13 protein-coding genes are annotated in these 15,105 nt (G+C 61.2%); 3 read left to right on the top strand and 10 right to left on the bottom strand.

The genetic code is table 11. From position 1 onward, the window contains the following. Positions 1 to 6: 6 nt before the first annotated feature. On the bottom strand, positions 7 to 444 hold the full coding sequence (locus UCMB321_RS15640) for an Lrp/AsnC family transcriptional regulator (protein WP_040068355.1): 438 nt from the start codon (positions 442 to 444) through the stop codon (positions 7 to 9). Positions 445 to 589: 145 nt separating this feature from the next. Between UCMB321_RS15640 and UCMB321_RS15635 the strand changes: the two genes are divergently transcribed. Next, complete coding sequence (locus UCMB321_RS15635; protein ID WP_040068352.1) at positions 590 to 1,483, top strand: DMT family transporter; 894 nt, start codon at positions 590 to 592, stop codon at positions 1,481 to 1,483. Between the two features lie 182 nt (positions 1,484 to 1,665). Here the strand turns inward: UCMB321_RS15635 and UCMB321_RS15630 are convergent, their stop codons facing one another. After that, a complete protein-coding gene (locus UCMB321_RS15630) occupies positions 1,666 to 2,454 on the bottom strand; it encodes an SDR family NAD(P)-dependent oxidoreductase (RefSeq protein ID WP_040068350.1) in 789 nt (262 codons plus the stop codon). Positions 2,455 to 2,555: 101 nt separating this feature from the next. Between UCMB321_RS15630 and UCMB321_RS15625 the strand changes: the two genes are divergently transcribed. Further along, on the top strand, positions 2,556 to 3,116 hold the full coding sequence (locus tag UCMB321_RS15625) for a TetR/AcrR family transcriptional regulator (protein ID WP_040068348.1): 561 nt from the start codon (positions 2,556 to 2,558) through the stop codon (positions 3,114 to 3,116). A 32-nt stretch (positions 3,117 to 3,148) separates the two neighbouring features. Here the strand turns inward: UCMB321_RS15625 and ada are convergent, their stop codons facing one another. Both ada and UCMB321_RS15615 read right to left on the bottom strand, forming a co-directional pair. Next, the gene (gene ada, locus UCMB321_RS15620; protein ID WP_040068345.1) at positions 3,149 to 4,213 is read right to left on the bottom strand and encodes a bifunctional DNA-binding transcriptional regulator/O6-methylguanine-DNA methyltransferase Ada; all 1,065 of its coding nucleotides are present in this window, start codon (positions 4,211 to 4,213) and stop codon (positions 3,149 to 3,151) included. A gap of 105 nt (positions 4,214 to 4,318) precedes the next feature. Continuing rightward, the gene (locus UCMB321_RS15615; protein WP_040068343.1) at positions 4,319 to 5,020 is read right to left on the bottom strand and encodes a 2OG-Fe(II) oxygenase; all 702 of its coding nucleotides are present in this window, start codon (positions 5,018 to 5,020) and stop codon (positions 4,319 to 4,321) included. 195 nt (positions 5,021 to 5,215) lie between these two features. Here UCMB321_RS15615 and UCMB321_RS15610 point away from each other — a divergent pair, with 195 nt between their 5' ends. Beyond that, positions 5,216 to 5,815 carry a flavin reductase family protein gene (locus UCMB321_RS15610; RefSeq protein ID WP_040068341.1) on the top strand — a complete coding sequence of 200 codons (600 nt, stop codon included), beginning with the start codon at positions 5,216 to 5,218 and terminating at the stop codon, positions 5,813 to 5,815. 1 nt (position 5,816) lies between these two features. Here UCMB321_RS15610 and UCMB321_RS15605 read toward each other — a convergent pair whose 3' ends face one another. From UCMB321_RS15605 to UCMB321_RS15585, 6 genes are all read right to left on the bottom strand, one after another. Further along, positions 5,817 to 6,458, bottom strand: coding sequence for a LysE family translocator (locus UCMB321_RS15605; protein WP_040068339.1), 642 nt, complete (start codon positions 6,456 to 6,458; stop codon positions 5,817 to 5,819). 228 nt (positions 6,459 to 6,686) lie between these two features. Then, entirely contained in the window at positions 6,687 to 7,106 is a 420-nt protein-coding gene (locus UCMB321_RS15600; RefSeq protein WP_040068337.1) for a hypothetical protein, read from the bottom strand. 82 nt (positions 7,107 to 7,188) lie between these two features. After that, entirely contained in the window at positions 7,189 to 7,581 is a 393-nt protein-coding gene (locus UCMB321_RS30125; protein WP_084615059.1) for a hypothetical protein, read from the bottom strand. A gap of 1 nt (position 7,582) precedes the next feature. Next, positions 7,583 to 12,301, bottom strand: coding sequence for an RHS repeat-associated core domain-containing protein (locus tag UCMB321_RS15595; RefSeq protein ID WP_052451247.1), 4,719 nt, complete (start codon positions 12,299 to 12,301; stop codon positions 7,583 to 7,585). Next, the gene (locus UCMB321_RS15590; protein ID WP_245220810.1) at positions 12,298 to 13,068 is read right to left on the bottom strand and encodes a DUF4123 domain-containing protein; all 771 of its coding nucleotides are present in this window, start codon (positions 13,066 to 13,068) and stop codon (positions 12,298 to 12,300) included. The genes UCMB321_RS15595 and UCMB321_RS15590 overlap by 4 nt, the downstream gene beginning before the upstream one ends. Beyond that, the gene (locus tag UCMB321_RS15585; protein WP_040068335.1) at positions 13,058 to 15,088 is read right to left on the bottom strand and encodes a type VI secretion system Vgr family protein; all 2,031 of its coding nucleotides are present in this window, start codon (positions 15,086 to 15,088) and stop codon (positions 13,058 to 13,060) included. Before UCMB321_RS15585 ends, UCMB321_RS15590 begins: the two co-directional genes overlap by 11 nt. Between the last annotated feature and the right edge of the window lie 17 nt (positions 15,089 to 15,105).

The following is a 15,105-nucleotide window of genomic DNA, read 5'->3' as shown; positions in this document are numbered from 1 at the left end:
ATGATTTCATGTCATGGGCGGCAAGCGGCGCTTGATCGGCGTCTTCTTGACGATGGCGGTGTTGGTTTCGGCGTGGTGGTTGAGGCGGTCCAGCAGCGTATCGAGTTGTTCCATATCGTGCACATGCAGGCGGGCGATAAAACAATCGTCCCCGGTGACCTTGTCGCATTCGGTGAACTGGGGAATCGCCTGGATCTGGCGCTCCACTTCCTGTAACTGGCCGGGCAGGGGGCGAATACGCACGATGGCCTGTAACAGGTAACCGAACGATTTGGGCTCGACATCGACGGTGTAGCCCTTGATCACGCCGCGTTCTTCCAGCCGGCGCAAGCGTTCCGCGACGCTGGGCGAGGACAGGCCGCTGACCTGTGCCAGGGCTTTGAGCGAACGCCGCGAGTCGCTCATCAAGGCGCTGATCAACAATTGGTCTATTTCATCAATCATTGCTGCCTCGTTAGGTAAGTTGTCAAAATTGCCTTGATAAGAAAGGCAAAGATAGATTCTAGCCTATTTCTGGCGCTGGAGAGTCGGGCAGGGGAGTTGGCATACTTTGGCCATCCACCAAGGGCCTACTCACAGGAACTGACTCATGAACACATCACTGCATCGCGGTTCGCTGGAAATGGTCGCGGCCATGTTGATCTCGGGGACCATCGGCTGGTTCGTGCTGGTGTCCGGCCAGCCGGTGCTGGACGTGGTGTTCTGGCGCTGCCTGTTCGGCGCGCTGACGCTGTTGCTGATCTGCGGGGTGATGGGCTTTCTGCGGCCTGGCATCCTGACCCGCACCACCTTCCTGCTGGCGGTGCTCAGCGGCGTGGCCATCGTCGGTAACTGGGTACTGCTGTTCGCCTCCTATTCCCGGGCCTCGATTGCCATCGGCACGGCGGTCTACAACGTCCAGCCATTCATGCTGGTGGGCCTGGCGGCGTTGTTTCTCGGCGAGAAGATCACCGCGCAGAAACTGTTCTGGCTGAGCCTGGCCTTTGTCGGGATGCTGGCGATTGTCAGTGCCCACGGACAGTCGGGAGAAAGTGGTGGCGAGTACCTGCTGGGCATCGGCCTGGCGTTGGGGGCGGCGCTGTTGTATGCCATCGCCGCGCTGATCATCAAGCGCCTGACGGGCACGCCGCCGCATTTGATTGCCCTGGTCCAGGTCTGCACCGGGGTGTTGCTGCTGGCGCCCTGGGCGCATATTGCGGCGTTTCCCCAGCAGCCGAGTGCCTGGGGGAGCCTGCTGACCCTGGGGATGGTCCACACCGGCGTGATGTATGTGTTGTTGTATGGCGCCATCCAGAAACTGCCGACGGCGATGACCGGGGCATTGTCCTTTATCTATCCGATTGCGGCGATCTTCGTCGACTGGTTCGCCTTCGGTCATCAACTGGTGCTGGTGCAGTGGGTCGGGGTGATTGCCATCCTGCTGGCGGCGGCAGGGATGCAACAGGGCTGGACGCTGGGCTTCAAGCGGGTGCTGGTACGTTGATGGCTCAGGAGTAACCGGTCATTCCTGATTCAACACCGTACGGTGGGAGCCGGCTTGCTGGCGATTGAGGCCAGCAAGTCTTGCATCGATTTTGCGGACGTCATCGCCGGCAAGCCAGCTCCCACAATAACCGTGTTGACCGCAGTTGCGAGCAAGGGTCAAGACGGTATCTGACGCCGGCTTCAGACGCCGTTGCGATAACGCGCCGCCGGCAGGACCTGACGGAAGTTCGGCAGCATTGCCAGGCGGGCGGCTTCCAGGGCTTTCCACTGGTCTTCATCGGGCAGCGGTGGAATGGTCACGGTTTCGCGGCGATCGAAGCCCACCAGCGCCGCGTCCACCAGGTCATCGACCTCCATCACCGCCGGCAGGTCCTCGATCCGCTTGCCCGAGCGCTCCCAGATTTCGGTGCGGGTGGCGGCCGGCAATACCGCCTGCACGTACAAGCCCTTGGCACCCAGTTCGATATTCAGGCCCTGGCTGAGGAACAGTACGAAGGCCTTGGTCGCCCCGTAGACGGTCATCTGGAGCTCCGGTGCCAGGCCGACCACCGACGCGACGTTGATGATCGAGCCCGTGCCCGCCTGGACCAGGCGTGGCGTGATCGCGCTGGTCAGGCGGGCCAGGGCGGTGATGTTGAGGTTGATGACCTGGCTTACGGCATCAGGCGCCTGTTCCAGGAAAGTCCCGGTGCCGCTCATCCCGGCGTTGTTGACCAGAATGCCGATACTCGCATCGTCCCGAACCCGCGACTCGATACGTGCCAGGTCGCCGGCATCGGTCAGGTCGGCCTGGAGCACATCCACCGAAACCCCGGTTTCCTCCCGCAGCCGCGCGGCGAGGCTGTCCATGCGGGCCTTATCCCGGGCCACCAGCACCAGATCGTGACCGCGCTTGGCAAAGCGGTCGGCATAAACGGCACCGATACCGGTGGATGCACCGGTGATCAGAACGGCGGGTTTGACTGTCATGACGGTAATCCTCAACGGGTTGCTTTATTCATGACGATTGTCATGTTTAGAAAATATGATGGCTGTCATGTATACTGTCAAGCCTATAGCGGAGGTTTCGAATGAAGGTCAGTCGCGAGCAGGTGGCAGAGAACCGGCGCAATATCCTCGACGCCGCCAGTCGGCTGTTCCGGGCCAAGGGTTATGAGGCGGTCACGGTGTCGGAAGTGATGAAGGCCGCCGGGCTGACCCATGGCGGCTTCTACGGGTATTTCGCCTCGAAGGACGATCTGGTGGCGCAGTCCCTGGCCCACGTGTTTTCGGCGTCAGCCCCGGCGGGCGCTGATCTTGCGGGTTATGTCAGGCAATATCTGAGTACCGCGCACTTGGAGGACTGTGCCGGTGGCTGCCCGGTGGCCGGGCTGGCATCGGAAACCAGCCGTCAGGCCCCCGAAGCGCGGGCGCAGATGACCAAAAGCATTCGTCGCCAGATCGAGCGTTTGAGCCCGAACATGCCCGGCGCCACACCCGCGGAGAAGCGTCGTGCCGCCACCGGCAGCTGGGCCGCGATGGTCGGTGCCATGGTGCTGGCGCGGGTCTGTGATGACCCGCAGTTGGCCGATCAGGTACTCGGCGACACACGCGAGTGGCTACTGGCGCAGGATCTGGAGTCCGCGGGCTAGGGGGCGGTTCTCCGCTTGAGCAAGTCCGTGGCTTATTGCGCTTCCCGATCCAGCAACTGCCGCTTGCGCTCGACGCCCCAGCGATAACCGGACAGGTTGCCGTCGCTGCGTACCACCCGATGACAGGGAATCGCCACGGCCAGGCTGTTGGCGCCGCAGGCCTGGGCCACTGCGCGAAAGGATTTCGGCGCACCGATCATCTGCGCAATCTCGGCATAACTCGCCGTACTGCCCACCGGAATATTGCGCAATGCCTGCCAGACCCGTTCCTGAAAGGCCGTGCCGCGCAGGTCCAGGGGCAGGTCCAGGCCAATGGCCGGTGCTTCGATAAAGCCCACCACCTTGGCGATCAGTTGCTCGAAGGCCGCGTCGCCACCGATGAAGTGTGCCTGTGGGAACTTGTCCTGCAGGTCCTTGGCCAGGGCATCCGGGTCATCACCGAGCAGGATCGCGCAGACACCCCGATCACTCTGGGCCACCAGAATCGCCCCCAACGAGCACTGGCCGATGGCAAAACGAATATCGGTGTTGGCGCCGCCGGCGCGATAGTCGCTGGGTTTCATGCCCAGAACGTCATTGGACGATTCATAGAACCGGCTGCTGGCGTTGAATCCGGCCTCGTACAAGGCCTCGGTAACCGAGCCGCCCCGTGCCAGCTGCGCCCGCAGTTTGCCGGCCCGGTGGGCCGTGGCGTAGGCCTTGGGCGTAAGGCCGGTGACCGCCTTGAACACCCGGTGGAAGTGAAAAGGGCTCAGTCCCAGTTGTTCGGCCAAGGGGTTGAGCGAGGGCGAGGTCTCAGACGCTTCAATGAGCTGGCAGGCGCGGGTTACCAGGGCCACGTGTTGTTCATTGATCGACGTCTGGTCGGCGGCGGCGCGCCGGCTCGGCCGGTAGCCGGCGGCTTCGGCCTGCTCGGGGCTATCGAAGAACTCGACGTTTTCCGGGTTGGGCCGACGTGCGCTACTGCTGGGGCGGCAATACACGCCCGTAGTCCTGACACCATAGACGAAGCTCCCGTCGGCGCTGGCATCCCGTGCCAGTACCGCTTGCCAGCGCGGATCATTTTCCACGGGTTTTCCTTGGGTCGAGGTTTTCATGGTGCTCTCCTGTCGGAATATTCAGTTCTCGTCCAGCGTAACGGCGTGGCGAGAGGGGAAAACTCCGAGTCTTGCGGTTGAATTCTACTGCCAGTAAGCGGGATGTCAGGTGGCGTCATGAAAGATGATGCCCAGGGTATGGCGCCGCCCTGTGTTCACGCGGCTGACGCCATGGCGCATATTCACCCGATAGAACCCGCGCGTGCCGTGCACCGGGCGTTGGGCCACGGCAAAGATCACCGCGTCGCCCTGTTTCAGCGGGACCACCTGGGGGCGGCTCTGCATACGTGGGCGCTGCTCGGTCAGGACGAATTCGCCGCCGGTAAAGTCCTCTCCCGGCCGGGACAGCAGAATGGCGACTTGCAGTGGAAATACCTGTTCGCCGTACAGGTCCTGGTGCAGGCAGTTGTAATCGCCGGCTACATATTGCAGCAGCAATGGCGTGGGGCGTTGCTGGCCTGCGTCATGGCAACGCTGGAGCAGGGCCTGGTGCGTCGGGGGGAAGGACACCGCGATTTGCATGCGCTGGTTCCAGTCATTGGCAATCGTTGCCAGAGGTGGATAGAGCTCGGTGCGTAGCTGTTGGACCAGGGCCGGGAGCGGATAGGCGAAGTATTGGTATTCACCCTGGCCGAAACCGTGGCGGGCCATGATGACCCGGGAGCGAAAGAGCTCTTTGCGTGTGTACAGGGCAGCCAGTTCCAGGCATTCGTCAGGGCTGAGCAGATTGGGCAACAGGGCATTGCCTTGCTGATCCAGGTCGCGGCCGATCGCCGGCCAATCCAGTGATTGCATTCGGATGTGCATGAGACTGCCTTGAGGAGTATCCGGGGCGTGCAGTCTAGAAAGGCCGCCGGGCGCAAACACTCCGACTCTTGCGGTTGAATTATCCTGGCACACAATGAGGTGGGCGATCCCGTTTCTCTGGCTGAGGGGGGCTGTGTTTCCCCTGCGCGCTCACCTAGGATGTTCCTTCTGTATTTTTGCCAGGAAACATTGCTTATGTCCGCCGCTTATCGTCTTGCCGTGCCGTTGTCCAAAGCCTACCGTCTGCTTAATCACGGTCCTACGGTACTGGTCAGCGCCGCTCATGACGGTCAGCGCAATATCATGGCGGCCGCCTGGGCCATGCCGCTGGATTTCGAGCCGCCGAAGGTGGCGGTGGTGATCGACAAGTCCACCTGGACGCGGCGTCTGCTGGAAGCCTCGGGCACCTTTGTGTTGAACGTGCCCTGTGTCGCCCAGGCCGATGTCGTGCAAACCGTCGGCACCACCTCCGGCCTTGAGCTGACCCAGAGTCATGGCCGTGACAAGTTCGATGCCTACGGCCTGGAAACCTTCATCGGCGAGAAGACCGATGCGCCGATGCTGGAGGGCTGTGTCGCCTGGTTGGAGTGTCGGTTGTTGCCGGAGCCGCGCAACCACGAACAGTACGACCTGTTCCTCGCCGAGGTCATTTCCGCCCAGGCCGATTCGCGGGTCTTCAGTGAAGGTCGCTGGCATTTTGAGGGGCACGATGAGCTGCGCACCTTGCACCACGTCGCCGGCGGGCATTTCCTGAAAATCGGCGACGCGGTGGACGGTGAAATCTTGCCTTCTTGACTCAGCGATTCGCCATCAGATGCGCGCCGAACAGCAGGTAGCAAGTCCCGGCGAAGCGATCCAGGCCTTTGCGGCAACGGCTGTAGAAGGCTGACATCCGCGTACTGGCAAACACCAGGGCCACGCTGGAGTACCAGCAGAAGGACAGGCTGCTCATGATCGCGACGGCCATGGCCAGCAACGGGGCGGGCGGGGAGCTGGGCATGGTGGTGGCGAAGATGGTCGCCACGAACAGCGCTGACTTGGGATTGGTCATATTGCCCAGCAGACCCCGGCTATAGGCCGAGAGCAGGCTGCGTCGCGGTTCGTGGAGTGTTGGCTGCTGACCGGCGCTGGCGGGCTGCTTGCGCAGGAACAGCTTGATGCCGAGGTAGATCAGGTAAGCACCGCCGGCGATCTTCAGCGCCAGGTACAGCGATGGCGCGGCGGTGAACAGGGACTTGATCCCCAAGCCACCGGCCAGACCCCAGAGGATGGTGCCCGTGGCGACACCCAGCGCGCAGGCCACGCCATGCTTGCGCGAGTTACCGGCGGCGAGCTGGGCGGTGGTGAAGAAATTGGGGCCCGGTGTGACCACGGCAACGACCCAGAGCAGGGCGAGGGAGATCAAGGGGCCAGCGTACAGGAGGTGCTGGTTTTCCATAGAGACTGTCCTGTTGGGGGATTGGCGACATGGCACCTTAGGGCGCGTTGACCGGCTGTCCCTACAACGGATGGCGTTGCTCGGTAATCCGTGTGCTGGCTGTCTGAGATTCTTGTACGAAACGGTGGCAGCTATTGCTGTAAATTTCCAGTTTTTATTTTTTTGGTGTTTCTAGGTTGTATGTGCTTGTGGTGTTACGGGGCTTTATTTATATGCCGCTTGAGTTTGTTAAAGGCGCGGTAGCAAGCCAAAATCGATATCTCCCTCCATGGATATGCAAAAAATCCAATCTAAATTTTGTGGTGTTACGTAAGAGTGTTGCGGAATTTCATCAAGCTCTTTTAGTGCGAGAGAGAGGTCAAGGCTTTTTATTTTATAGATGGTGTTGGTGGCAGAATCTCCTATTAGAAAGACGTTTTTTGTCGTGTCGATGGCCTTGGTTGTGATGAAGGAAAAAGCCTCTTGCTTACTCGTTGTGTCGAAGTGGGTGGTGTCTGACATTTCTTCCCATGAGATTTTTGAGCCTGAAAATGGGAAAACTGCATTAATAGTGGAGACTAGTTTGTCATGTTCGCGTATTTCCAGTTTTTCATATGAGATTTTTAGCTTGTGAAGTGCTTTGGTTAACTCGTCGTCGTAGTAGCTCATGACTGAGTTTCCTATAAGGAATGGCGAATTTATTTTCTGGGTTGAGATGGAGGTAAATTTATACTCAATGGTTCTTGAGGGTTCAGGTTTTTGGCGTTTCGCGCCATTTTATATAGAAGGCTTCCTGTTCCTCGCGGCTATTGGTGAGATCGTTTTCCTCGTAGTCAAAAATATCTACTAAATCTTTTGGTGAGGCAGATTTTCCAAGTGTTAATTCATATGCTTTTATGCCGAGAGACATTTGTGATGACATGCTTGATGGGCGAACATTTATTTTTGAGCCTTTGCAGAGGAATTTTATATTTGGATGCTCTTTTCTGACTTTGCCGAGGCATTCGTAGAAGTCCTCGGCAGTGTAGGTTTCTTCAGGGTTGTTGCTTGTTATGAATTTCATTGATGTTGTTTTGGTGTCGCACACTAGAGTTGCAGTTTGTTTTTTGCCGTTGAAGAGTATTTTGATTTTTATTGGTTTCAATTTATTTTCTCCTGGGATTTGGTATGGAGTGCCCTACGTAGCTACCGTCCGACTTCAGTGGGGTCGCACCTAAAATGTCTTCGCTGTTGATTCGGTTCGGTATAGCTATTTCCATTTCGTATTGATATTCTGAGTTTTTTCCTAGCTCTTTGTTTACGTCGCGTCCATGAACTCTTTTTAGCGTGAATAGATACCCTTTTTTAGTTCTAAAATTGGTTGCAAAATCTATTGCGACGTCTCTGGATGTTGAAGTGCTTATAAAGTTGCTTGGTGGGTCTTTGCTGTTTAGTGCATGTAGGTACAGGTCCGTGCTATCACCTTTGCTTTTGAAACCGTGTTCAAAGATTTCACTGGGGCGGTATTTGTTTTCTCCTCGATAGAGATAGCTTTTATCTCCACTAGCCTCAGGAACCTTTGGCTCCCGACTTTCGGTATGAGGTTCTTGGGAGCGGTTTGTATCGCTTTTCTTTTTGTCTGCGCCAGGACAGTCACAACTCAACCCCAGCGGATCCACCCACCCCGTAGGGTTGGGCACGTACTGGTAGCTGTTCAGCCCGCCCGCCAGTTTGATCGGGTCGGGGGTGAGGTAGCGGCCGGTTTCGGGATTGTAGTAGCGATGCCGGTTGTAGTGTAAGCCGGTTTCTGTGTCGAAATACTGGCCCTGGAAACGCAGCGGATTGTCGATATCGGCGCGGTCGAGGTGGGCTATCCGGCCATAGGCGTAGTACCGCGCCGCCCAGCGGATATTGCCGGTTTCGTCCGTAAGTTCCTGGGGCGTGCCCAGGTGGTCGAGTTGGTAATGAAACACTTCGACCTGCTCCGGTCCCTCGCCATTGAGCAGGGCCAGGGGGCGGAAACTGTCCGGTTCGTACAGGTAGCTGCGGTAATGCGCCGGACCGCTTTCGGCAATCAGTCGATCGCCTTGCCAGAGGTATTCGGTGGTCCGGCCTGCGCAGGTCTTGGCAATGCGTCGGCCAAAGGCGTCGTAGCGGTAGCTGACCGTGCCGCCATTCGGCAGGCTGACACCGACCAACCGGTGCTGGCAGTCATAGCGGTATTCGGTAACGAGCTGTGGCTCGTTCCCATTGCGCTCGCGGATCAGGTTGCCGAAGGCGTCGTAGTCGAAATGGCTATGGCCCCGGAACAGCAGGCGATTGCCCTGGGTACGTGCCATGCGAGGGCTGTCGCCCAGCAGGTTGCCGGCAGGGTCGTGGGCGAAACGTTCGCAAGGATCGCCACGGACTTCGCTCAGTCGGTCCAGCGGGTCGTACTGGTAACGGCGTAGGCCGTGGCGGCTGTCGTCGATGCTCGCCAGGTTGCCGTTGGCTTCATAGGCGTAGAAGCGTTGGTAGCGCTGGCTGTTGTCCTGGCCGAGACTGTGCTTGAGCAGCCGGCCTTGTTCGTCGTAACGGTAATGGCTGAGCAGTTGGCCCTGCTGGCGCAGGCGCTCGTGGCCGGCTTCGAAGCGGTGGCGGGTCAGGTGCCGGCCGTTGAGATCGACGCCGATCAATCGACCGCCGGGCAGGTAGCGATAGTCGATCAGGTTGCCGTCCGGCAAACGGCAGTGAATCAACTGACCCACGGTATCGTAGCGATAGCGCTGGGTGGCCCAGCCCTGGTGTTCGCTGACCAGGCGGTCCTGGTGGTCGTAACCGTAGGTCAGCGGCCAGTGCCCGTCGTCGACGCTGACCAGCCGACCCAGCCCATCGTAGTGATAGTGGGTCTGGCGGCCATCGTCGAGACGCTTGAGCCGCAGGCGTCCGGCGCTGTCGCGCTGGTAGGCGGTGACGAGCTCGCTGCCGTCGTCACCGAACTCCTTTTTCTCCAGCAGGTGACCGTTGAGGTCGTAGGTGTAGGCGGTGCGCCGCCCGTCGAAGCCGGTTTCCTCGCGGATCAGGCCGTTGGGGTAATAGTCGAGGCGGTAGTGCTCGCCACGCTCGTTCTCGATTTCGCTGAGCAGCAGCCGGGCATTGTCATAGCGATAGCGCAGCTGACTGCCGTCGGGGTTGAGACGACGACTGACCAGGTGCAGGTTGTCCGCGTATTCATAACGCGTCACCCGTCCCAGTTCGTCGGTCTCGGCAGTGATCTTTCCGTAGGCGTTGTAGCTGAAACGACGTTTCGCCCCGCCGGGCATTTCAACCTGGCTCAGACGGCCAATGGCGTCCCACGTGTAGCGGGTGGTGGCGCCGTCCGCTGTCTGGCGACGGGTTTGTCGGCCTTGTTCGTCGTAGCCGTATTTCAGCAGGCTGCCGTCAGGCAGTCGTTCTTCCAGCAGATGGCCGAGTCGGTCCCAGGTGAGGCTGTGCCGGCTGCCGTCCGGGTGACGGATCTCGTTCAGCAGGCCCCGGCGGTCGTATTCATACTCGGTGACCTGGCCCGTGGGGTCGGTCCTGCGGGTGATATCGCCCTGGGGATTGCGAGCATATTTCCAGTGCGCCCGGCCACGTTGCACGCTGCACAAGTGACCGTTGTGATACTCGTAGAGCGTCGGCTCGTCTTCGGGCGGGATAATGGCCAGCAGCCGGCCGGCTTCGCTGTAGCGGTATTCGGTGATGGCGCCCAGGGCGTCCTTTTCGGCAATCAGGCGGCCTTGGGCGTCATAGGTCTTGTGTTGCTCGGCGCCATCGGCATCGACCTTGCGGATCAGGCGCGCCCGCTCATCATGGACAAAGACTTCTTCGCTGCCGTCGATGTGCCGGGCGGTGACGCTGCCGTCGTCGCCCCAGGTGTAGCGGCTGTCCATCTGCGCAAAGCTGGCCCAGTGACGTACGCAGCGCGCCTGCTTGCCCACGCCTTGCCACTCCCAGTAGAACGCGGCGCCGCCGGCCAACTGGCGTTCACGAATGACGTGGTGTTCGTCGTAGGCATAGCGCTCGCATTCGTCGACGGCGTTGGCGGCCTCGATCAGGCGGCCCGGGTCGTCGTAGCGATAGCGGACCAGCGTGCGCAAGGTCTGCCAGCTATCGGCGGGAAACGCGGCCGCCTGTTCCTGCTGGTACTCGACCGCGATGATGCGGGCACGGTCGTAGCGCAACAGCAGGGCACGTCCGAGGCCGTTGTCCAGGCGCTGGATACGACCCTCGAGGTCATGGCTGATGCTCAGCCGATTGCCATGGCGGTCACTGAGGGAAAACAGCCGGGCGCCGTGTCGGTCGTACCTGAAGTGATAGAACCAGGGCGTGTCGCCGGCCTGGGTCAGGATCAGTTCATCGGACGTGTCGCCCAGGTAGATCGCCGCTTCGCTCAGGCTGTTGTGGATGGCCGAACGTTGTTGACTGGGGCGAGGGAAACGGATGGAGCGGTTTTCCTGGTCGGTCCAGATAACCTCGTCGCCGTCGAACCTCAGGCTGTGGGCCAGTGCATGGCTCCAGCCGGGACCGAGGCCCTGGCGAATGTCCACGGCACTGGTGCGATACAGCCGGCTCCAGGAGAACGGCAGTGGGCCGTCCAGTTCGCCATCGACCAAGGTCAGCAGTTCTTCGCCGGTGACCATCGACACCGGACAACCCTGGGTCTGGGTCTTGTCCGCGCGTTCGGCACCCTGGCCGTTGGGGTTGGCGGCTTGCCGGGGAACGTCGTCGAGGTGTTCGGTCTGGCGCAGGGTGGCGTTCTTGCGTCCGTCCCAGCGCATTTGCAGGACGCCTTGTTTCTGTGCACCCGCCACGCCCCGGGCGGCGACGGCCTTGTAGCGACCGACATAACCCATGAAGCCGTCGAGCAGGCTGAACAGGCCCTGGATGAAACGAGTTCCGGCTGCAACCATCTGGCTGCCGTATTTCTTCAGGCGCAGGGCCAGGTAAGCGACGCCGGCTCCCGCGGCTGCGACGGTGAGCACCAAGCCCAGGAGCAAGTCGATCAGCACGGAAACCAGGGTGCTCGCCACGACATGCGCGGTATCCCCGGCCAGTTGGCTCGGCGGCAGCGATGCCAACCAGATCGCGGCGGTGCGCAATAGCAGGAAGAGCGCGGCCTCGTCGCTGGCCAGCAACATGGCCTTTTCCATCACGGCCGGGGCCCGTCGCGCGAGGTCGGCCAACTCCTGGGCGCCGCTGCCCAGCCGGTCGACATAGGCCAGGGGATCCTTGAGGATGTCGAGCAGCAACTCGATTCCTTCCCAGACGCCCTTGATCGCCTCCCAGCTGCCGCTGACCAGACCCTCGCCGACGGCCAGTAGCACCGTCGAGGCGGTCTGTGCCGACCATTGCGGCTTGAAGCCGCTCCACTCGCGACGCAGCCAGGCTTCCAGGTCCCGGGTCAGCTCCGAGTAGCCATCGAACAGGCTGTCGACCTGCTCGGGCGTTACGCCACCTTGCACCCGCACCCGATAGAACTGGCCCGGTTGGCCCTGGAAGCTGCCCTTGCCCTGGGCGTCGAGCAGAATGGGGGTCGAAGGACCGCCAGCGACCGGTATGACCTCCACCAGCAGGTCGCCCAGTGGAATCTCATGGACCGACTCGAACCGGCTCTCGATGGTCAGCACGCCGTTGGCCGGGCACTGCGCCACGTTGGACAGGAAGTCTCGGTCCTCAAGTCCGACGACCTTGCGGCTGTCGCCAAGGCGGATGATCCGGTCCATGCCCAGCAACGAAGGCAGGTCCGCGGCGTGGCTGACCTGGTCGAGCGCCTGGGCATACCAGCTGCGGGTCTGCTCGCGATAGAGGGTCAGGCTGTCGTTGAAACCGTCGAGTTGTGCTTCGATGTAATCGATGCGGTTCATCGTCTTGCCTCCCTGGCAAGGTACTCCGCGACCGCCAGTTCCCGGGACAGATAGGCGAGCAGGGCGGCTTGCCGGGTCGGGCCGGGCGCCGAGCGTTCCAGGAAGCGGGCGAGCTTGTGCCGCAGGTGGGCGACGGGCACGGCGTCATACAGCGCGGGGTGGTCTTCGCTCAGCCACTGCAGGCTGTTGTCGATCAGCGTTTCGGGACACTGCCCGGACAGGTGTTCCAGCAGCGCCGGCGGAACCTCCCACCAGGGATAGGTCTTGGCTTCGCGCCTGACCGAGTGGCTGAGGGCTCGTGCCTGGCCATTGATGAGATAGCGACTCAGGCCCGGCAGCAGCTCACTGGCCTCGGGACCGAGAAAGTCGAGGGTCGGCAGCCATTGACGGCCATCCCAGAAACGAAAGAACACCGGGTTGCCCGTCGGAAGCTTCACCTGGGTCAGGCCGCGCAGGTGCGCCATGAGCTGTTCCGGGGTGTTCGACGACAGCGCAAGCCAGCCCCAATCCCGGTATTCGGTGTCGGCGATCCAGGACAGAAACGGGCTTTGCACCCTGAGTTCGACGACATGGGGCATCACCTCAAGCCAATCGGCATAAGGTGTGTCTCTCCAGACCGGCAGGGGCGCCAGCGGGTTGCCGATCCTGCGCAAGGCGGCCAGTGGTCTGGCCTCGCTGGCGTCGCTGAGTATCAGATAGAGCCGCTCGTGAGGCGCCATCGGGGCCTGGGCCAACCAGCGCTCGGGTGTCAAAGGCTCAGCGCTCACAGACACCTGCCTTGCACTTCTCGCACTCTTCGCAGAACGCCGCGCCACGCAGCAGGGTTGCCAGTTGTGCCATGGACAAGGGCGCTGCGGGGAGAGGGCGGGTAACGGCCTGAAACAGACCGGGTAGCAGGGCGGCCACCCGGGTGCCAACACCCGGCACCGCCTTGGCATCTGCGTCCGGCTCCGGGCTCAGGGTGATGCCGTTGCCATCGATCTTGATAAAGCTGCCGCCGACCTTGAGGGTCAGTTCACTGCCGGCTTCGATCACCACCCGGGCAGCGCTTTTGAGGTGGATCTCCTCGTCGGCCTGGAGCAGATAGCTGTTGCCGAGTCGTACATGCCGGCTCTGGCCGATGTTCAGGTGATCGTCGGCCCGTATCTCGGTCTTGCGATCGGCCCGGGTGGTGCGATGTTCGTCGGCCTTGAGTTCGCGGTAGCTGGTGGCGGCCACGCTGTCGTGGCGTTCATGACCGACCTGGATGACCTGATCGTGTTCGACCACCTGTTGCCAGTCACGCTGGGCGCGCAGGTAGATCTGCTCCTGGCCCTTGCGGTCTTCGATGCGCAGCTCGTTGAAGCCGCCACCACCGGGTGAGCTGAGGGTCTTGAAGACGCTACGGGTCTTGTGGGCGGGCAGTTCGTAAGGCGGCCGGTTGAGTGCGTGGTACAGGCAGCCGGTAATCAACGGCTGATCCGGGTTGCCCTCGAGAAAGCTCACCAGCACTTCTATGCCGACACGCGGGATGCTCAAGGCACCATGGCCGTTCCCCGCCCAGGCCGAGGCGACCCTCAGCCAGCCACTGCTGGCCTCGCTGTGAGTCGCTGCCCGATCCCAATGGAATTGCACCTTGACCCGGCCATGGGCATCGCAATGGATCTCTTCTCCCGGCGGGCCGGTGACTACGGCTGTCTGGCTGCCGTCGATGCAGGGCTTCGGATGGGCCAGCGCGGGGCGAAAAGGCGTGTCGGCGGGCAGGGCGCGGAAGCTGTTTCGATAACCCTGCTGGAAACTGTCCGTCGTGTTGGCGCTGCTGGCGAGTTCCTCCAGGACTTGCGGTTGTCGGCCTTCGTGGCTGATCTCGGTCAGCAGCCAAAGAGCATTCCAGTCGGCATGCGGATGCTCGGTGAGCGTCAGCAGGTGCCCGCTCGACAGAGCCGGGATATCGCTTTGGCCGTGAGCTTGCCGGAAGGTGCAGCGGTGTCGCTCCAGGGCGCGCCGCGCCCGCTGCTTGCCTTGCTGCTGGTCGGTGCAGCGCGCCGGAAAGGCATAGTCTTCCAGGTCGGGAAGCTGTTCGCCGCAGCTGATATGTTCCAGAGGCCGAGTGGGATTGTCGAAATCGTAATCCCGATGAGTGACGCTTGTGCTGCGGGTTTCCAGGCGCACGCTGAAGCGGTTGATGGCTGCTGTCGGGGCTGCCAATCCGCTGTCTTTTTGGTAACGCCGAGGCGCTTGCGTTGGGAAAAAAGCCTGGTCGTCGCCGAACACCAGGGTGTGGCTGCCGCTGTCATGCTGGAAGTGGAAGTGCAGGCCTTCTTCTTCGCACAGGCGCTGGATGAAGTGCAGGTCGGACTCCCGGTACTGCACGCAATATTCCCGCGCCGGGTAGTGGCCGCTGAGGTGGAAGCGGTAGTGGTTGCCGAACAGACCGTGGTCGTTCAGCACCAGGGCGATGATCTGCGGGACGCTGAGGTGCTGGAAGATGCGCTGGTTGAGGCGATGTTCGAGGTCGGCAAGGCGTGGGCGCAGACAGACCTGGTAATGCGCCAGGCGCCTGCCGCGTGGCCCCTGGGCGACACGATAGAACTGTCCATGGATACCCGCGCCCGAGGTGCAGAGTCTGAGAAAGGCTTGCTTGTGCAGCAGGCTTTGCAGATCGAGGTCGCGCTCGCCCACCAGTTTCAGATCGAAGCTGAAGGGCTGGTTGAGCGCTTCGTGACCGGTGAAGGCGGCGACCTGCAGTGGGTGTTCGAAGTCCTCGATCGTCAGGCTGAAGTGAGGTTGATTGGCCGGCGCTGGCATGTGCTCCTCCTTGGAAA

The organism is Pseudomonas batumici (genome assembly GCF_000820515.1).
Lineage (GTDB): Bacteria > Pseudomonadota > Gammaproteobacteria > Pseudomonadales > Pseudomonadaceae > Aquipseudomonas > Aquipseudomonas batumici.
The sequence above is the reverse complement of the archived record's forward strand: the minus strand, read 5'-3'. Positions and strand labels throughout refer to the sequence as shown.